19 protein-coding genes and 1 tRNA gene are annotated in these 18,560 nt (G+C 60.1%); 9 read left to right on the forward strand and 11 right to left on the reverse strand.

From position 1 onward, the window contains the following. Positions 1 to 332: 332 nt before the first annotated feature. Entirely contained in the window at positions 333 to 533 is a 201-nt protein-coding gene (locus NKJ06_RS09535; protein ID WP_352636346.1) for a hypothetical protein, read from the reverse strand. Between the two features lie 200 nt (positions 534 to 733). After that, positions 734 to 898 carry a hypothetical protein gene (locus NKJ06_RS09540; protein ID WP_292643145.1) on the reverse strand — a complete coding sequence of 55 codons (165 nt, stop codon included), beginning with the start codon at positions 896 to 898 and terminating at the stop codon, positions 734 to 736. Positions 899 to 1,054: 156 nt separating this feature from the next. Here NKJ06_RS09540 and NKJ06_RS09545 point away from each other — a divergent pair. The 4 genes from NKJ06_RS09545 (at position 1,055) to NKJ06_RS09560 (ending at position 5,135) form a co-directional block, all read left to right on the forward strand. Continuing rightward, positions 1,055 to 1,130, forward strand: a tRNA-Thr gene (locus tag NKJ06_RS09545). Positions 1,131 to 1,692: 562 nt separating this feature from the next. Then, entirely contained in the window at positions 1,693 to 2,352 is a 660-nt protein-coding gene (locus NKJ06_RS09550; RefSeq protein ID WP_352809692.1) for a hypothetical protein, read from the forward strand. A 300-nt stretch (positions 2,353 to 2,652) separates the two neighbouring features. Further along, entirely contained in the window at positions 2,653 to 2,997 is a 345-nt protein-coding gene (locus tag NKJ06_RS09555; RefSeq protein WP_352809693.1) for a helix-turn-helix domain-containing protein, read from the forward strand. Beyond that, entirely contained in the window at positions 2,994 to 5,135 is a 2,142-nt protein-coding gene (locus NKJ06_RS09560) for a nuclease-related domain-containing protein (protein ID WP_352809694.1), read from the forward strand. Before NKJ06_RS09555 ends, NKJ06_RS09560 begins: the two co-directional genes overlap by 4 nt. Positions 5,136 to 5,378: 243 nt before the next feature. Here the strand turns inward: NKJ06_RS09560 and NKJ06_RS09565 are convergent, their stop codons facing one another. The 3 genes from NKJ06_RS09565 to NKJ06_RS09575 form a co-directional block, all read right to left on the reverse strand. Further along, the gene (locus NKJ06_RS09565; RefSeq protein ID WP_352809695.1) at positions 5,379 to 5,540 is read right to left on the reverse strand and encodes a hypothetical protein; all 162 of its coding nucleotides are present in this window, start codon (positions 5,538 to 5,540) and stop codon (positions 5,379 to 5,381) included. 255 nt (positions 5,541 to 5,795) lie between these two features. Then, the gene (locus NKJ06_RS09570) at positions 5,796 to 6,365 is read right to left on the reverse strand and encodes a DUF2569 family protein (protein WP_352809696.1); all 570 of its coding nucleotides are present in this window, start codon (positions 6,363 to 6,365) and stop codon (positions 5,796 to 5,798) included. A 127-nt stretch (positions 6,366 to 6,492) separates the two neighbouring features. Beyond that, on the reverse strand, positions 6,493 to 7,107 hold the full coding sequence (locus NKJ06_RS09575) for a TetR/AcrR family transcriptional regulator (RefSeq protein ID WP_352809697.1): 615 nt from the start codon (positions 7,105 to 7,107) through the stop codon (positions 6,493 to 6,495). A gap of 91 nt (positions 7,108 to 7,198) precedes the next feature. On the opposite strand from NKJ06_RS09575, the gene NKJ06_RS09580 reads away from it, so the two are divergent. From NKJ06_RS09580 to NKJ06_RS09600, 5 genes are read left to right on the forward strand one after another with little or no spacing between them, the layout of a single operon-like run. Further along, on the forward strand, positions 7,199 to 8,290 hold the full coding sequence (locus NKJ06_RS09580; protein ID WP_352809698.1) for a polyamine ABC transporter substrate-binding protein: 1,092 nt from the start codon (positions 7,199 to 7,201) through the stop codon (positions 8,288 to 8,290). Positions 8,291 to 8,303: 13 nt separating this feature from the next. Continuing rightward, complete coding sequence (locus NKJ06_RS09585) at positions 8,304 to 9,191, forward strand: ABC transporter permease (RefSeq protein ID WP_502905601.1); 888 nt, start codon at positions 8,304 to 8,306, stop codon at positions 9,189 to 9,191. A 1-nt stretch (position 9,192) separates the two neighbouring features. Further along, on the forward strand, positions 9,193 to 9,975 hold the full coding sequence (locus NKJ06_RS09590; protein ID WP_352809699.1) for an ABC transporter permease: 783 nt from the start codon (positions 9,193 to 9,195) through the stop codon (positions 9,973 to 9,975). Next, on the forward strand, positions 9,972 to 11,036 hold the full coding sequence (locus tag NKJ06_RS09595; protein WP_352809701.1) for an ABC transporter ATP-binding protein: 1,065 nt from the start codon (positions 9,972 to 9,974) through the stop codon (positions 11,034 to 11,036). Before NKJ06_RS09590 ends, NKJ06_RS09595 begins: the two co-directional genes overlap by 4 nt. Positions 11,037 to 11,038: 2 nt before the next feature. After that, positions 11,039 to 11,800: an MBL fold metallo-hydrolase gene (locus NKJ06_RS09600; RefSeq protein WP_352633444.1), complete on the forward strand. Its 762-nt coding sequence runs from the start codon at positions 11,039 to 11,041 to the stop codon at positions 11,798 to 11,800. A 6-nt stretch (positions 11,801 to 11,806) separates the two neighbouring features. Here NKJ06_RS09600 and NKJ06_RS09605 read toward each other — a convergent pair whose 3' ends face one another. From NKJ06_RS09605 to NKJ06_RS09630, 6 genes are all read right to left on the reverse strand, one after another. Next, on the reverse strand, positions 11,807 to 12,535 hold the full coding sequence (locus tag NKJ06_RS09605; RefSeq protein WP_352809702.1) for a TetR/AcrR family transcriptional regulator: 729 nt from the start codon (positions 12,533 to 12,535) through the stop codon (positions 11,807 to 11,809). Positions 12,536 to 12,647: 112 nt separating this feature from the next. Continuing rightward, complete coding sequence (locus tag NKJ06_RS09610) at positions 12,648 to 14,075, reverse strand: amidase (protein WP_352809704.1); 1,428 nt, start codon at positions 14,073 to 14,075, stop codon at positions 12,648 to 12,650. A gap of 153 nt (positions 14,076 to 14,228) precedes the next feature. Next, complete coding sequence (locus NKJ06_RS09615) at positions 14,229 to 15,263, reverse strand: extracellular solute-binding protein (RefSeq protein WP_352633451.1); 1,035 nt, start codon at positions 15,261 to 15,263, stop codon at positions 14,229 to 14,231. 40 nt (positions 15,264 to 15,303) lie between these two features. Next, positions 15,304 to 16,104: an ABC transporter permease gene (locus NKJ06_RS09620; RefSeq protein ID WP_352633453.1), complete on the reverse strand. Its 801-nt coding sequence runs from the start codon at positions 16,102 to 16,104 to the stop codon at positions 15,304 to 15,306. Next, positions 16,097 to 17,017, reverse strand: a complete 921-nt coding sequence (locus tag NKJ06_RS09625; protein WP_352633455.1) for an ABC transporter permease — start codon at positions 17,015 to 17,017, stop codon at positions 16,097 to 16,099. The genes NKJ06_RS09620 and NKJ06_RS09625 overlap by 8 nt, the downstream gene beginning before the upstream one ends. 4 nt (positions 17,018 to 17,021) lie before the next feature. After that, positions 17,022 to 18,104: an ABC transporter ATP-binding protein gene (locus tag NKJ06_RS09630; protein ID WP_352633570.1), complete on the reverse strand. Its 1,083-nt coding sequence runs from the start codon at positions 18,102 to 18,104 to the stop codon at positions 17,022 to 17,024. Between the last annotated feature and the right edge of the window lie 456 nt (positions 18,105 to 18,560).

Here is an 18,560-nt window from a genome sequence, read left to right on the forward strand (position 1 = left end):
AAAGGTCATGCGCATCGGCCTCGCCGAATTCTGGGCCATCAAATACGGCGCCAACCTCGGACTGCGAAATGTGTGAATCCGATAGCATGTCCATGGGGGAGAGGAAACCCAGGCTTTTCAAGGCCGCGACCTCGGTGGTTGGCATTTCCTCTTCCCCCACGAATGTGGGGGAGAGGTGGCTCGGCGAAGCCGAGACGGAGTGGGGGAGCGCCATATGCGATTGCCCTGCCCTTGCCGGGGAGATCGGCGGCTTTGCCGTCCCCCTTCACAAGGTGATCGCCAATGCAAAAAGGGCGGCCGAAGCCGCCCTCTTGGAAGAATGGGTCCCTCCATCAAAGGAAAATGATCACCTTGCCGTGCCTGTGGTGATGAGGATTGTGGTGCTTCCACCAAAACTTCTTGAAGTGCTTCTTATGATGGTTGTGATGATGGCCGTACATGCCGTGGGCGGACGAGGTGCCGACAGTGCCGGCGAGCGCGCCGGTGGCGACGAAAATGGCGACGAGGCCTGAGGTGAGAGTGCGCTTGAACACGATGATCTCCTGGATCCTTGATCGAGGCGACCCATTCGCCCCTGACCATCAGTCGGCGCGACGCGGGAAAAGGTTCGAAAGGTTTTGGAGATTAGAGCGAATAGTGAGTAGCGAATAGCGAGTAGGGAAAGGCAGGGATACCAAGGAATCCCTCGCACCCCATTCCCTACTCCCTACTCGCTATTCGCTATTCGCTCTTTTCACATCCCGGTGACATGGCGCAGCCAGAAAGCCAGCGCGATGAAGCCGATGATGGTGGTGACGCCGGTCCAGTCGACATTGGCCTTCTTCACATCGCTGATGATCTTCACCAGCAGCATCCAGGTCACGAAGATGATCGGGAGAATGATGACAAATCTGATCATGCGACACCCCTGCTCGAAGCGATTGCACCTTCCCTAGATGTAGGAAGCAATCTGGCGGTTTTCAGGATGCCCCTCGCCGACGGCCCATACGACATGCCGGAAAAAAACGGAGTTTTGTCTTTACTGGCGCAACAAATATGCTAACGGGAGCGCCGTGCCCTTGTAGCTCAGCTGGTAGAGCAGCGGTTTTGTAAACCGAAGGTCGGCGGTTCGATTCCGTCCGGGGGCACCAGTTCGGTTCCGTCCATTTTCATGTCTCCTACATCTTGAATGGTGTTGAGATTTTCGCGGTTCGATAACCCTCCTTTCGTGAGTAAGCCAATCGATCCGAGAAGACTCCGTGAGCATAGGGAGAGGACCGACAACCTCATTGAAATATTGGACGAGGTTGCAGGGATACCAAGGCGAAGCAGCACTATCGCCTTCACGGCCTCCGTCTGAAAATTGGTGCCAGAACAGACAGGCCGTTTTCCGGAGCGATTCCTCGTTTCGCTGGACGAGCCGTCAAATCAAATACGGCCGTCCCACCGATTGCGCATCGCCGACCGGCTTACGTGCCGAACAGCCATGTTATGAGAATTCGTAAACGGGGCGAAAACCGGTGATAGCCAAGCTTACCGTGACTCACGAGGACCTTGATCCAATCGTTTAGGTAGGCGTACCATCATACTGGTGATTCCTACCTGACCTGTCGCCGGGTCAAAGTGGAGACCTAGGCAAATCGGCCCCGTGATTCGATCCTTTGGATCGTCTCGTAATCGGCGACAGACGATCTTCATGAAGGGACCGCACACATGGCCGCTATTTTACTTACTTCCGACAATATCGATTTCGTCAAAACGGAACTGCGGAACGTCTCGCCGCATCTAAAGTCCTCACACCTCACTGAGGCGCTAGCGTTTGCTGTAGGATACAGCACTAACGCTGCAATGCTTGCCGCCATCAAGAGCGCACCCAAATCCACGCCCATCCTTGGCCGGCTCGATAGTCTTCAATTGTCGGTACGACTTTCGCAGCTTGGTTACTCCGATTTCGATCTTTCCAGCATTGGCGGGATAATCAGATCGCATGGATTGCCGGAGCGCATCTGGGTCGAGTTTTCGAGCGGCGACCTCAATATGAACAACTATTGGTACCGCGAATGCCAAGAGCGGAACATTCCAAATGTGCGCGTCGAAACTCGCCGAAAGTACGTCGAGGTTAGATGGGATTGTATCTCGATAGACTCTCGCGATGAGGCCCACGTTCGAGATAGCCGGGGAAACACTTTGGGCAAGGATATGCTCAAGGCCTATCAAACCATCGCGCGCCGCATTCCGGGAAATTCGAAGTTTTCTGGCTCTAGTTTCGTCGGGTCCATCGACCGGCTGCTTCCGGAGTTGGCTGACGAAATGACCGATATAATCTTTGCCATGCTTTATGAGCCGATGCGAGCGCAACGGCTGGTTGCCTGAAAGCGCAATCCTTGTTCGATTCTACCGGCGGCGGAGGACCATGTTCCTCGCCCCTGTCATGCTCTACTGGCGGGCCTGTCTATCGGGGCAGAGGTCAATCCTTCATCGCCCAGGACAAGCGAAAGACTTGACTATGGTGGCAAATTTGCCAACTATCGCGCAGTCTACACGATTCCATTTGAAGGCGCTTTGTGGGTCGTCCACGCCTTTCAAAAGAAGTCGAAGAGCGGAATCAAAAACACCCAAACAGGAGATCGATCTGGTCCTTGAGCGGATAAAGCGACTGAAGGAGATGCTGAGATGAGCACGAAAAAAGAAGACGACATGGAATTGGTTCACGGCAGTGGCAATGTGTTTCGCGACTTCAATCGCGATGACGCCGACCTCTTACAAGCCAAAGCTATAATGGCCTCCGAGATCATAAAGATTCTGGACGACCGCAGCTGGACGACCCGTAAAGCGCAAGACGCCACCGGGATCAGCCACGCTGACTTTTCTCGCATTCGCCGCGCCAATCTCGGACGATTTACGCTAGATCGCCTCATGACCGTTTTAACCCAGCTCGGGCAAGAGGTTGAATTGTCGGTGAGCGTGCGGCCTCGCGCGCATTTAGCGCGGGTCGAACATTCTAAGCCAGCGCTATGACCGAAGAAGGCGGTTCGCTTCCTGAACAGGAGGCGTCAGCGGAAGCTGCACAGGCCGGGCCGGAACCTCGCACCAGCGAAGAAATATTCGCAGACCTTCGGTCACTAGCGCAGCGCGACGGCGCCCTGCATGAAATCTCTTCGATCATCTATCGCGACTGGGTTGTAACCATAGATACACATGACGGGAGCATCGCCGACGATCCAGAGCACCGCTGGTCCACGTCGAAGCTAAACAAAAATGAGTTGATGCTGCTTTTAGGCCTGACTGTTCAGGCTGACACAGACAAGGCTTTTTCGGTTCTTGCACAAGATGACTCGTTCGCAGCGGATGCCGATAGGCTCCTGCGCGAACTACATGACTGCATATTAAAGGACTGTGCCCCCGAATTCGACAAGGATACGCAAAGCTTCATTGATGATCCCGGTTCGATCGGTCTCGTAGCCCGAGAGGCTATTTACTACGGTGCTGAGAGCTTTTACCTGCATCAGTTTTCAAACTTTAGCCGACAACGCTACCGCGAGGATGCGGTCTGGTTCGTACAGAATGCCGGTCTCTCAATCAGACCGATGTTAGAAATTGCACATTTCATCATCGGTCGGATCAACGATCAAATGACAGCGGTCGGCCACATGCGGATGGAGGGCCATCAATTTACGAATGGCGATCTCACGAACAGTTTGCTGATCGCCAAAAACGACGTGCAGGAGAAGTTTGGCGAAAAGGCCGCCAGATTTTTCGCCAAGTTCGCCATTTCCGGCACCGGCGCAAACGCAGACTTCACCGATCCGTTCGCTGTCAATCAGACGGCCATCGCGCCGGCCATCGATATTGGTGACTGCCTTTATGTTCCCAATCAGTACCGCCTTCTTGAATCCATTTACGAGAGCCCATTCTATTGGATGATGGCTGACAAAGCCTACCGCGATGCGGCGGCAAAAAAACGGGGTGAGTTTTTAGAAAAGACCTCGGCACATATCCTCACGGGCGTGTTTGGTGCTGCCAACGTTTTTCAAAATGTCTCAATTCTCGACGGCACAAAAACGGTCGTGGCCGAAATTGATGTCCTTGTCGTCTACGGTGAATTCGCCCTCGTTGTGCAAGCCAAATCAAAGCGCGTCACGTTGAAGGCACGAGCAGGTAACACAGAGGCGCTTAAGACAGATTTCAAAGGAGCCATACAAGATCCGTACGAGCAGGCACTGCGCTGTGTCGAGCTTATCAAGGGTGGTTTGCAATGCCAAACGGCGAAGGGCAAAACGCTAAAAATACCCTCCCATCCCCGCTTCTTTCCCGTAGTGATTCTTAGCGACCCTTTCCCGGCGTCGACATTCCTCTCAGGCAAGATGCTAAACCAGGGCGACAACATCGCGCCTGTTATTTGGGATCTTGGCGTCCTTGATTGTGTGGCGAAAATGCTCCCCACGCCAATCGAGATGCTATTTTACCTTAAGTGCCGATCGGATGTGTTCGAGAAGGTGATCTCAGATAGTGAGTACAATTTTCTCGGCTACCACATTCGGGCCAAGCTGGCGCTTCCGCCCGACGCGGACATGATGATGTTGGACCGCGATTTTGCGACGGCTATCGATGACTACATGATTGCGGCTGACGTGGGCATTGATGCGGAACGACCAAAGGGTGTTGTCGAGACGCTGGACATCCCGATAATTTCTGAACTGCTGGCCGAGTTGAAAAATGCCGGCCCTGCAATCGCTTCCGTTGTCATCGATCTCTACGATTTTTCCGAGCAGGCGCTGACCGACATTTCCGGGCACATCGATGCGCTTAGAAAGGAAATTCGATTCACCAGCAAGGCCATCAAAGCTTTCTCAGTTTCGACGGCAAGCGGCGGAATTACTTATGCGGTGACCAAGGAACTCAACGCTAACACCGCAGGTGCTGCTGAAGCGATCGGCTCCAAACACAAATACGATACTCACAGCGACCGTTGGTACGCGATTGTCGATTGCGTCCAGACTGAAGGGCCAATCGATGGTCTATTGGCATTGGTTTGGCCTTGGGTAGAAAATGAGGAAGATGCCAAGCGGTCCGAAGGGGTGGCGTTGGCTTTCAAATCGCTGCGGGAAGAGTCAAAATTCGGGAAAGCCGAACGGGCTGCGAAGGCAACAGACTAACGTGCAATCTGCGAAATTTGTCGCTTAACGTCGGCTCACGATCTGGACATTTCTGGTCCGTCCGCCGTTGACGCCGCAACGCGCTCAGCTCGTTTGCACCTTGTTCAGCTGGGGCGCTGACTGGTGGTTGAACGTCTCCAATCTGTCGCCGAAGGCGTGTGAGCTCCTTGAGATGAACGCGGCGTGTTAGGTTTTATCTGCGATTGCAGTTGCTGACGTTCTGCAAGCTGCCTTGACTCTTTCTCACATCGCAATCGCCGCCACGAGAATCCGGTTCTGCCTGCGCATCGCCGCGCGCAGTCCCGGTATCCTCGCCGCGTCGCGCTTCACGAACTCAATGAACATCATGTTCATGTTGTTGAAGATCAGTTCGCCGAGTGCTGCCCCGTCAATGTCCTGCCGCACCAGGCCGAGCGCCTGGAGCCGGGCGATCAGGGCGCGGATCTGCTCGGTCAGCGCGCGGTCGAGCGCGGTGTAGGCCTGGCCGAACGGGCCCCGGTGGCATCGTGTTCTGCGAAAACAGGACGGGCATCCTGTTATTCGGCGACATCATCTCTGACGGCCCGCTGATCGATCGACTTCTATCACTCGGACATCTCCGACTTCATGGCGACGCTCACGCGCGTGCGCGACCTTGGTGTCCGGCCGCCCCGATATCCCCTATGAGGCGCTCGCGATTTGGGCAGATGCGTTCGTCCTGGTGAACGTATTCCGCACCCTGACAGACTTGTAGACGTAGGCGACCCAGAGCCCTGTCAGCACAAACGAGACTATGTGCGCCGCCAGCGCATTGCCTACGAGCACCTGGCTCACCGGCACGCCCAGAACTGACGCAACCCAGATCGTGTCCAGCACAAAAACGACAGGGATCGCGAGCCACTGGAGCAGAAACAATTGCGGAAAGCGGTGGCTTCGCCGCAGCATCGAAACGAGCACGACCAGTTGAAGCGCCAGAAACGCCAGATTGAGAGCAACCTCGCCATACACTGCCAGTGGGCCATTCGGGAGGGTCATGAGCTGCTGGTAGCCGTCGGCCGAATTGGCGAAGTCGGCGAGTGTGCGCAGCGGTGACAATGTCTGACCGATCGCCAGCAGCATCAGCCAGCCGCCGATGCCTACAAGAGCCTCAGGATTCTGTGACGGCTTCGTGGCTGATCGAACAGCAAAGAAAACAGGCACGCCGATCAACAGCAGCATGATCGCCCAATGCCAGATGGAAAACGCCCCCATTTACCCCTCCCCTATTTATGCCCCCCTAAGTTGTACCAGATTTCAAATTCAACTCAAGAGGCGAGCCTCGTCTGAAACCAGGTCTTGTGCCGAAGCGACGATTTCTCTTGTCTGCTCCTGACTCCTTTCATACCGCAATCGCCGCCACCAGAATGCGGTTCTGCCTTCGTATCGCCGCGCGCAGCTCCGGGATCTTCGCCGCGTCGCGCTTCACGAACTCGATGAACATCATGTTCATGTTGTTGAAGATCAGTTCGCCGAGGGCTGCGCCATCGATGTCTTGCCGCACCAGGCCGAGCACCTGCAATCGGGCGATCAGGGCGCGGATCTGTTCGGTGAGTGAGCGATCGAGCCCAGTGTAGGCCTGGCCGAACGGGCTGTCCGGCAGCTGTGTCGAGATCGCCATCGCCTGCCGCCACATCTCCTTGCTGAGATAGTGCAGCGAGTGCTCGATATAGATGCCGATCAGCGTGTCCAGCGCATCGCCGACATTGGCCGGCGGCCTGGCGACGACGCCCTGCCCGGCATTGAGCACCTCGTTGACCTCCAGCGAGACGATCGCGCCGAGGATGTCGCCCTTATTCTGGTAGTAGTTGTAGATGGTGCCGACCGAGACCTCGGCCTGGGCGGCGATCGCCTCGATCTTGGCGCCTTCATAGCCGGCCTCGCGAAACAGTTCCGCCGCCGCCTCGATGATGCGGCGGTGCCGGTCCGCCTTTTGCCTTGCCCGCAATCCGCTCATCCCAGCCTCTTGCCATAAAAACAGAATTGACTCAATTTTAGAATTGGTTCAATTTTTTGCAAGAAGCCACAAAGGCAAGGGAGAACACTCGATGTCCGCTAAACCTGCATCCAGGAATCCGCTTTCCGTTCTGAAGAGCCATCTGCATGCGGCATGTGCCGCCACCGCGCTGCTGCTTGGAGCCGGCAGCGCTGCCCAGGCCGCCGACCTCAATGCGCTGATCTGGTGCGATCATACCGATCCGGCATTGCTGCAGCCGTTCGAGGAGGCCAATGGCGTCAAGGTCAACGTCAAGGAATTCGAGGGCACCGGCGCTGGGCTGGCCATCGTCGAACAGTCGCAGCCGGGCGACTGGGACGTGATGGTGATCGATAGCATCGACGTGCCGCGCGGCGTCGAAAAGGGCCTGTTCGAGCCGCTGCCGGAAGACAGACTGCCGGTGGCCGATTTGTTCCCGCAGGTGAAGATGGACGGTTCCACCGTGGTCGGCGGCAAGCGCTACGGCATCACCGAAAAGTTCGGCTACAACACGATCGGCTACAACAAGACCAAGGTCGATCCGGCCGACATGCAGTCGATGGCAGCCCTCACCAGCGATAAATACAAGGGCAAGGTCGCCATCTACGACTACTATCTGCCGGTCATCGGCATGGCGGCGCTCGCCATCGGCAAGAAGACGGCCGACCTCACCGAAGCCGACCTGCCCGCCCTCAAGGACGAGCTTTTGAAGATGAAGGCCAATGCCAAGCTGGTCGGCGAAGTGACCGCCAGCCAGACGGCGCTGGCGACCGGCGAGGTCGACATACTGGTTGGCGGCGGCGAATGGGTGACGGCGGGGCTGGCCAAAGAGAACCCGGCACTGGACTTCTCCATCCCGAAGGAAGGTGCGATTCTCTGGTCGCAGTCGCTGGCCATGTTCAAGGACTCCAAGAACAAGGACATGGCGCTGAAATTCATCCAGTACATCATGAGCCCGGAGGGCCAGGCGCGGCTTGCCACCTCGTCCTGTTACTGGGGCATGCCGGCGAACACCAAGGCGACTTTGACCGACGACCAGAAGAAGGTGTTGCGCTTCGACGAGCAGCCGGGCTTCCTGGCGCGGGCCCAGGCCTACCCGGCGCCCAACGCCGATCTCGACAAGAAGATGCAGGACATGTGGACCGAAATGCTGCAGGCAAAATGAGCGGATATCGCTCATGAGCACGTCGGCAAAGGACGGGCATACCCTGCCCCGGGCGGGCCGTGCCTTGCCCCGGGCGAGCTCTGCTCTGCCCTGGGCGCTGGTGACGCCGGCGCTCGGCTGGACGCTGCTGTTCTTCGTGCTGCCCTTCATCGCGATGGGGTTTTCCAGCCTGACGGCGCATGAAGGCGGTGGCCTCACGCTGTCCAATTACAGCCAGTTCTTCACCAACCCTTCCTACTGGCAGGCGATGGTGAACTCGCTGCAGGTCACCGCCATCGTCACCGTCGTCTCGGTGCTGCTTGCCTATCCCTTCGCCTGGATCCTCGCCGAACAGGTGCCGGAACGCTGGCAGAGGCTGGCGCTGATGCTGGCGGTGCTGCCGTTCTGGACCTCCTATGTCGTGCGCTCCTATTCCTGGCTTCTGGTGCTGGCGCAGAACGGCGTCATCAATCGTGCCTTGACCGGCACCGGCCTGTTCAGCGAGCCGCTGCAACTCGCCAACACGCGTTTCGCCACCGTCACCGGCTTCGTGCATTTCTTCGTCATGCTTTTGACGCTGACGATCTTCGCCAATCTGAAGCAGCTCAGCCCGAGCTACCGCAAGGCCGCCGCCGATCTCGGCGCCGGGCCGGTGCGCACCTTCCTGCATGTCGTGCTGCCGCTGACCTTGCCCGGCATCATGGTCGGCGCCTTCCTGACCTTCGTGCTGTGCATCGGCGACTACATCACGCCGCAGATCCTGGGCGGCAACAACGAGCTTCTGATGCCGCAGCTGGTGATGATGCAGATCGGCCGGCGCGGCGATTTTCCGCTGGCCTCGGCGCTGTCGATCATCCTGATGGCGGTGGTCACCATTGCCTACCTCGCTTGCGCCCGCTGGCTGAAGATCGAGCGGGCCTGAGATGCGCAGGATCGTCGGCATCGCCTCCTGGCTCTACGCCGTCCTGATCTACGGCTTCATCTTCCTGCCGGTCGTCGTGCTGGTGCTGTTTTCGCTGCAGGCGACGTCGTTTCCGATCCCGCCCTTCACCGGCCCGTCGATGCGCTGGTACGAGGCGGTTCTCTCGGACACAAGGCTGACCTCGGCGCTGGTCAATTCGCTGCTGGTGGCGTCCATCTCGTCGCTCGCCGCCGTCACGCTCGGCTTCCTCTCGGCGTGGGGCTTTGCCCGCTTCGTCCTGCCCGGCTCCGGCCTGCTACGCGGGCTGATCACGCTGCCGCTGACGGTCAGCTATCTCATCATCGGCATGGGCTTGCTGGTGCTGTTCAACTGGGCCGGCGTGCCGAAATCGTTGCTCGCCGCCGGCATCGGCCATGTCGTGATCAACCTGCCGCTGTGCTTTGCCATCATCTACAGCCAGATGGGCGACCACCAGATCAACATCGAGCGCGCCGCGCGCGACCTCGGCGCGCCGGAATGGAAGGTGCTGCTTTTGATCACCGTGCCGGTCATGGCGCCGGCCATCTTCGCCGGCTTCTTCCTGTCGATGACCTTTTCCTGGGACGAGTTCGTGATCTCCTTCCTGCTCACCCGCTTCGACACCACGCTGCCGGTCGAGATCTGGAACCTCTTGCGTTCCGGACTCAATCCAAAGACCAACGCCGTCGGCTCACTGGTCTTTGCCGTCTCCATCGTGCTGGTCGTGCTGTTCGAACTGACATTGTTGAGGAGGAGAAAGGCATGACCGCGCCGCTGGTCGATATCAGCTCCGTCTCGCACCGCTTCGGCCAGCACATGGTGCTGAGGAACGTGTCGCTGCAGATCGAGCCCGGCAGCTACACGATCCTGCTTGGCCCCTCTGGGTCCGGCAAGACGACGCTGCTGTCCATTCTGGGCGGCTTCGTCACGCCCAGCGAAGGCAAGGTGCTCATCCGTGGCGAGGACTGCACGTCGGTGCCGCCGGCCAAGCGCCCGACGACCACGGTGTTCCAGGACTATGCGCTGTTTCCGCATATGAGCGTCGGCAGCAATGTCGGTTTCGGCCTGCGCATGCAGGGCGCCGACGGCGCGACGCGGGCGGCAAAGGCGCGCGAGGCGCTGGCCCTGGTCGGCCTCGCCTCCGCCTTCGACAAGAAGCCGCATCAGCTCTCCGGCGGCCAGCGGCAGCGCGTGGCGCTGGCGCGTGCGCTGGTGATCGAACCGGCGGTGCTGTTGCTCGACGAGCCGCTCGGCGCGCTCGACCTCAAATTGCGCCGGCAGATGCAGGACGAATTGAAGGCGATCCAGAAGCGCGTCGGCACCGCCTTCATTCACGTCACCCACGACCAGGAAGAGGCGATGGCGCTCGCCGACCATTGCGTGGTGATGAATGACGGGCGCATCGAGGACGAAGGCCCGCCCGAGCGCGTCTATGCGCGGCCGGCGACGCGCTTTTCCGCCACCTTCATGGGCGAAAGCACGATCCTTGCCGGCACGGTCACGGAGGCCGGGAACCGGACAAGCACCGTCGCGACGCCGGTCGGGCCGGTTTCGCTGCCCGGCACGCTGCCGTTGGGCGCTGCCGTTGTGCTGGCCATACGGCCGGAGCATCTTGTCCTCGGCGCGGCCGCTGGCACCGTAAAGTTGGGAACGGCTGAGGTGAGCGACGTCGTCTTCCAGGGCAGTTTCAAGCGCGTGCTCGCCGTTTCCGCCCAAGACCCCTCGCTTCACTTCATCGCCAGGCTGCCGGCGACGGCCGCCGTCCGGCCGCGCGACACGGTCGCGATTTCCTGCGATACCGACCAGATCATCCTGCTGACGGACTGAGCATGGGCACGCTTGCGGTCATCGACGCTCCAGACTGGTACGAGACCATCCGCATGAGCGATGGCGTGACGCTGATCCATGAGCCGTGGATCAAGCCGTTCTTCCGCTGCAACATGTGGCATGTGCGCGGCCGCGACCGCGATCTTCTGTTCGACACCGGGCTTGGCCATTTCAGCCTCCGGCGTCACGTGCCGCTGGTGAGCGAGCGCAAGCTCATTTGCGTCGCCAGCCACACGCATTTCGACCATATCGGCTGCCACCACGAATTTCCCGACCGCTGCGTGCACGCGGCCGAGGCTCACATCCTCGCCGATCCGCGCAACGAATGGACGGCCGCCGGCACCTATGCGACGGACGAGATGTTCGATGGCATGCCGCAAGGCTGGGACACGGCGCGCTACGGCATTCTGCCCGCACCCGCCGGCCGCCTGCTCGCGCAGGGCGATGTCGTCGATCTCGGCGACCGCGCCTTCGAGGTGATCCACACGCCCGGCCACTCACCCGGCGGCATCGCACTCTACGAGAACAGGACGGGCATCCTGTTATCCGGCGACATCATCTATGACGGCCCGCTGATCGACGATGTCTACCACTCGGACATATCAGACTACATGGCGACCCTCATGCGCCTGCGCGACCTCGATGTCTCGGTCGTGCATGGCGGCCATTTTCCGAGCTTCGGCAAGGTGCGCTACCGCCAGCTTGTCGACGAGTATCTGGCGCAGAAGCGGCAGGCCGGCTGCCATCTGCGGCAAAGCCCTTAAGTGGGATCAAGGCATCAGTTCGAAATGCCGCGGAAACGCCTGATGCAGCAGGAGCAGCATGGTCTTGCGCAGCACGTTGGTATTACGGCCGCGAGGGTTCAGGTGATCCCAATACCAGGCGCCATGAACCAGATAATTCAAGCTCTCCGACAGGGTGTCTATGTCGACGTCGGTATAGCCGCCGCTGCGCGAAATCTCGATCAGCAGCTCGCGCGCCTCGGCGGTGTAGGCAAGGTCGCTCGGCAGGCCGATCTCGTTGTAGATCTGCATGCTCTTGCGGTCGCTGGAGAATACGACAAAGACCGAAACCCATTTCGGATGCTGCCGGGCGAAGTTTTGCGCGCAGTTGACCGCGCCGAGCAGGCGCTCAACCGGCGACAGGCCGGGCGCTCGCACCAGAGACACCCACAGTTCGTCATACTGGTCGCTGAGATACTGCAGGACGGCCCGGAACAAATTCTCCTTGCTGCCAAAATGGAAAACAACCAGCGCGTTGGAGGAACCGACATGCTGGGCGATGCGCTGCATGGTGACGCTCGCCAAGCCCTCCTCCGCGATCAGCTCGATGGTGGCGTCGATGATGCGCTGCACGCTCGCTTCGCCGCGCTCGCGGCGGCGGTCTTTGGGAGCCGTTTCTATGTTCGAGCCCCGACCCGCAGTGACGGCAACCTTGCGTGTCTCGGGTGCCACTATAGCCTTGCGTTGCGCCATCTTCGTCAGTTCCTTTCGAACCATGCGGCGGCGATCGCCAGCCCACCTGAGGTTCGGGCATCGAGTGTCCAGCGTCGGCTCACCACAACCGAAGCCGGAGATCAAGCACCATCGCGGCAAGGGCCTCATCGCCCGGTCAGAGCGACGGGCGTGTTTCGGTGTTCGTGTACCATTGGCCCTGCGCCGTTTCATAGGCCAGTGCGGCTCGGAAGACATCGGCGTCGCAATAGCTGCGTCCGACAATCTGGATGCCTGTCGGCACGCCGCTTGCCGCGCGGCCCGAAGGGATCGATAGAACCGGACAGCGGCTCATCATATTGAACGGCGTTGTCATCACCCAGCCAAGCGACGGGTTCACCTCTCTCCCGTTGATCTCGACCGTACCCTTGGTCTGATCGAACTCCGCCGGCACAGAGGGAAGCGCGTTGGTCGGGCAGATCAGCACATCGTACTTTTCCAGCAGCGGGCCCAGCGTCTGGTACATCCTGGCCGCCACGTCCAGGGTCGCGACAAAGTCCGTGGCCTTGGACTTTTGCCCGTCCTCGGCGAACTGCCGTGCATAGGTCGTCATGTCCTTGCCGTGCTCCTTGAGCAGTTGCGCAAGCGAGGCACCGAAGAGATGCTCCAGATAGGCCATGCCGGCTTTGAGCACGTCGTCGCCCCAGCCAAGGTCGACTTCCTCGACCATAGCGCCAAGCGAGCGGAACACCTCGCAGGCGGCAAGCGTGTTCTTGCGCACGTCCGGGTCGATTTCAAAGGAGCCAAGGTCCATCGAGAAAGCGATTTTCCAGCCCTTGATCGGCTTGTAGTCGAGCGGCAGGCGCAGTTTTGGGCGCAGCGTGGCGATGTCGAGCGGGCTCGGTCCAGCCATGACATTCTGCAGCACGATCGCATCCCTGACGTTTCGCGCCAGCGGTCCGGTGTGGCAGTAGAAGTCGAGGTTGAATGGCGGCTCGTCCGGATTGCGGCCGTAAGGCGGCTTGAAGCCGACGAGACCGCAGGCCGATGCGGGAATGCGGATCGATCCGGCAATGTCCGAACCGGTGGCGATCGACGATGTGCCGGAAGCCAGCGTCGCCGCCGCACCGCCGGACGAACCGCCCGGCGTAAAATCCGGATTCCACGGATTGCGCGTCACACCCCAGCGCCTCGACCAGGTATAGCCGGCGCAGCTGAATTCAGGAGTCGCCGTGCGGGCATGCACGATGCCGCCGGCCTTGATGATGCGTTCGTTCATCGTCGAGGTATGACCGCCGATGGCATCCTTGGACAGCAGCGAGCCATGCGATGTCGGCTTGCCCTTGATATAGCTCTCATCCTTGATGCCGATGGGCAGCCCCTCGAGCGCCCCGGTGCGGGCGCCCTTGGCGTATTTGGCCTCGGCCTTCCCAGCCAGATCCATCGCCTCGTCGAAATGCGTGAAGGTGAAGCAGTTGATCGTCGGCCTGGTGGCTTCGGCGCGTCGGATGGTGGCCTGCATCAGGTCGACAGGCGAAAGTTTCTTGGCCTTGAACAGCCGCAGCGCCTCGCTGGCCGGCATGTAGCAAAGGTCGAGATCGGTCATGGGAAGTCTCCTGCGATCGCCGGATCGCGTTTGGCAACGGGAGGTGGCCGGGGGGCGGGGGCGGGGCGGCTGGGGCGGCCCGGGGGCGCGGCGGGGGTGGCCCCGGGGGGGGGGGGCCCGCGGGGGGCGGGCGGCGCGGAGAACCGGGTCAGGTTATTTCTGGAGGTCGGTCCAGATTTTCGTGTAGAGCGCCTGGACGTCCGGCGGGCAGGCCTGCATGAACTGGCCCTTGGCGGCGAATTGCGCGGGAACATCGACTTCCGGCGCACCTTTCATGTCCGCGGGCATGAAGGCTTCCGAGCCCTTGATGCCGTTGGCATAGCGGGCAAAAGCCGAGATCATCGCGGCATTTTGCGGATCCATGACGAAGTTCTGGAAGAGCTTGGCATTTTCGACGTTTTTGGCGTCCTTCAGCACCGCGACATTGTCCATCCAGATCGGGTAGCCTTCTTTGGGATAGCCGTAGACGATCTTGTCGTTCTGCATCCGCTGGCGTAGCGAAATGCCGTTCCAGTTGACGCCGGCCGCGATGTCGCCCTTGCCCAGGCCGTCGACGGCGCCATAGTCGAAGGACAGCCATTTCGCCTTGGCCTCGACCAGCTTGTCGCGCACCTTCTTCAGCAGCACCTTGTCGTCGGTGCAGTACTGGCCGCCTTCATAGGCGATGGCGAGGAACATGATGTCACCCATTTCGGGGACGACATTGATCTTGCCGACGAGTTCGGGCGGCGGGTCGAGGAAGATCGCGGACGTGTTGATGTCGCCGGAGTAGACCGACTTGTTGACCGACACGCCTGTCGTGCCCCACTGCCACGGAACGGTGTATTTGCGGCCCGGATCGAATGGTACGTCGACCCATTTCGGGTCCATATTCTTGAAATTCTCCATCTTGTTGGGATCGGTCTCCAGCAGCAGGTCTTCGCTGATCCAGATCGGAACGACGCTGGCCGAAGGCACGACGATGTCGAAACCGGCGCCGCCCTGGCGGATCTTGGCAAGTGCGGTGTCGTTGGAATCGAAGTCGGTGACGGTGACCTTGACCTTGTAGGTCTCCTCGAACTTCTTGATCAGATCGGGGCTGGTGTAGTTGCCCCAATTGTAGATGTTGAGTTCGCCGTCGGCGCGGGCCACGCCCGTAGCGGCCAGCATCGACAGCCCGATGGCCGTCGCGGTCAGTTTCCAGTTCATGCTGCTTTCTCCCATTGTTGGGACCGGCGGCAAAGCTGCCTCAGGTCCGTTTCCTGCTGACGAAAAAGAAGGCGGTGACGATGCCGATCGACAGCACCAGGAACGCCGTCGAGATTGCGTTGATCTCGGGCGTAACGCCGCGGCGAATCTGGCCGAGCATGTAGGTGGGCAGCGTGTCCTGGCCGCCGGATTTGACGAATTCGGTGATGACGACGTCATCCAGCGAGACGACAAAGGCGAGCATCAGCCCGGCCAGAATGCCCGGCCAAAGCAGCGGCAAGGTCACGTGCAGAAAAGTCTTCCACTTCGTCGCGTAGAGGTCGGCCGCCGCGGTCTCGAGCGACAGGTCCATGCTTTCGAGCCGCGCCCGGATCGGCAGATAGGCGAACGGAATGCAGAAAGCGGTGTGCGCGGCGATGAGGTAGCCGAGGCCGGAATAGCCGGTCCAGATCTTGATGCGCGAAAACACGATCAGCAACGCCACCGCGGTGACGATCTCCGGCACCATCAGCGGCTGGTTGATGAAGGCGTATTTGAAGGTCAATCCGCGATAGGGTTTGGTCCGGGTCGTCGCCAGCGCCGCCATGGTCGCCGAGACCGTCGCCAGCAACGCAGTGACGGCCGCGATCTGGAACGAGCGGAGCGACGATTCGATCACCAGCCCGTTGTTCCAGGCCACATGGAACCAGCGCAGCGAGAAGCCCTTCCAGATCGCCAGGGAATCGTTGTCGTTGAAGGCGTAGACCACCAGCGTGGCGATCGGCAGATAAAGCAGGAAGAAACACAGTATCGCCAAGCTGACGAAGCCGTTCTGCCGTCGGACGTCGAAGCGCTTAGGCATGGGCGCCATCCGATCTGGTCGTGTTGCTGACATAAAACAGCAGCGCCACCATGACGATCGCCATCAAGGTGATCGACAGCGCCGCGCCAAGCGGCCAGTTTCGGCCCTGGCCGAATTGCAGCTCGATCAGATTGCCGATCATCAGATTGGTGCCGCCGCCCAGCACGCGCGGCGTCACATAGGCGCCAAGCGAGGGAATGAAGACCAGGATCGAGCCGGCGACGATGCCCGGCGTGACCAGCGGGACGATGATGCGCCTCAACACCTCGAGCCGCGTCGCGTAGAGATCATAGCCGGCCTCGACAAGGCGGAAATCGATCTTCTCCATGCTGGCGTAGAGCGGCAGCACCATCAGCGGCAGGAAGACGTAGACCATGCCGGCCAGCACGGCGAAATTGGTGTACATGAGCTGGATCGGATGGTCGGTGATGCCAAGCGCTTGCAGCGCCGAATTCATGATGCCGTCATTGCGCAGCACTTCCTGCATGGCAAAGGTGCGGATCAGAAGGTTCGTCCAGAACGGTATGGTAATCAGGAACAGCCAGATGTCGCGCCGGTGATCCGGCCGCGTGGCGATGAAATAGGCGGTGGGAAAACCGAGGATCAGGGTCAGCACAGTGGTTGCCAGCGACAGCGACACCGAGCGCCAGAAGATCGACAGATAGGCGGTGGCGAAGGACAGCGTGTCGTCGAAGACATCGCGCTCGAACAGCACGCTCACCCAGGCGTCGGTCGAAAACTGCCACTTCACATCGCCGTAATTGCCCGGCGTCAGGAAGGAGTAGACGATCACGATCAGCAGCGGCCCAAGCGCCGCGAGGAAGACGATCAGCAGCGCCGGGGCGGAAAGCAGCCAGCGCGACCTGATATCGTCACGTTCGGCCTTTTCGGCGACCTCTCTCGCGGTTGCCATCGCCCTAGTCCTTCAGCAACTGGGCGGCGTCATTGCCGATGGAAATACCGACCCTGGTGCCGTTTTCGAAACCGCAGCCGGCGCTGCGCGAATTCTGCTGGCGCACCATGAAGACATCGCCTTCGTCCAGCCGGACATGGATATGCGTGTCGGTGCCGAAATAGACGATGTTCTCGATCGTGCCGCCGAGATCGCCGCGGCCTTTGACGAGCTTCGCATGTTCGGGCCGGACCATCAGCGTTGCGTTGCCGCCGGCGCGGAAGTCCACGGCGGCGGTCGCGCGAATCTTCGCACCCGAGCGCAAGGCGACCTGCGCCTGGCCATCGCCTGCACTTTCGACCATGCCGGTCAGGAAGTTCGTCTCGCCAATGAAGTCGGCGACGAACCGCTCCGCCGGATGGTCATAAATTTCCCAGGGCGAACCGACCTGCAGGATATTGCCCGACGACATGACGGCGATGCGGTCCGACATGGTCAGGGCCTCTTCCTGATCGTGGGTGACGAAGATGAAGGTGATGCCGGTTTCGTGCTGCAGCCGCTTCAGCTCGATCTGCATTTCCTTGCGCAGCTTGTAGTCGAGCGCCGACAGCGGCTCGTCGAGCAAAAGCACTTTCGGCTGCGGTGCGAGCGCCCGGGCGAGCGCCACGCGCTGCTGCTGGCCGCCGGAGATCTGGCTGGTGCGCCGGTTCTTCAATTCCTGCATGTGGACGAGTTTCAGCATCGCGTCGACACGTGCAGCGATTTCGGCCTTCGGCCTGCCCATCATCTTCAGGCCAAAGCCGATGTTGTCGGCAACCGTCATGTGCGGAAACAGCGCGTACGACTGGAAGACGGTGTTGACCGGCCGCTTGAACGGCGGCAGCGGCGCGATGTCCTGACCATAGAGCAGGATCTCGCCGTCGGTCGGAAAGTCGAAGCCGGCGATCAGCCGTAGCAGCGTCGTCTTTCCGCAGCCGGATGGCCCCAGCAGCGTGAAGAATTCATTTTCGCGGATCGCGACGGAGACATTGTCGAGCGCTCTGACCGCATCCTGGCCGGTTCCCCGGAAGACCCTGGTGACGCCCTTCGCCTCAACGGCGGGCCGCATGGCTGTCAAGATATTCCCCTCTCCTCCGTGACCATTCACCGGCACACCGGCTGGCCATCCTGGACGCCACGAATAACTATGACTAAACATACAGTCAATATCTTTTTGCCGAAACATACGGCACCGACCGGCGATGATATGGCCGATGCGCCGGTGAACCGTCATGATATGGTCAAGGCGAGACCGTTGATGAATCGGGACGAGTTGTGGCGTGAACCTGCAAATGGTTGGCGCAGTGAACAGGCGTCCGTCGCGTCAGATCCTCGACTGCGCAGAACCCGTGCCGCTGGTCACCAGGCCGACGATCCGTATGCCTTCGTGACTACAGCGCCCTTTGTGGGCATGGAGCCCCGGCGGCATCACCGCAGCGCGACGCTGTTGGCTGAGGTCGGAAGCTCGTCTCTTCGGACTGGCGCACCAGTTGGGCAAAGAGAAGCGCGAAGCTTCCCAGCATCA

Origin of the sequence: Mesorhizobium sp. M0293, assembly GCF_040321735.1 — a bacterium.
GTDB lineage: Bacteria > Pseudomonadota > Alphaproteobacteria > Rhizobiales > Rhizobiaceae > Mesorhizobium.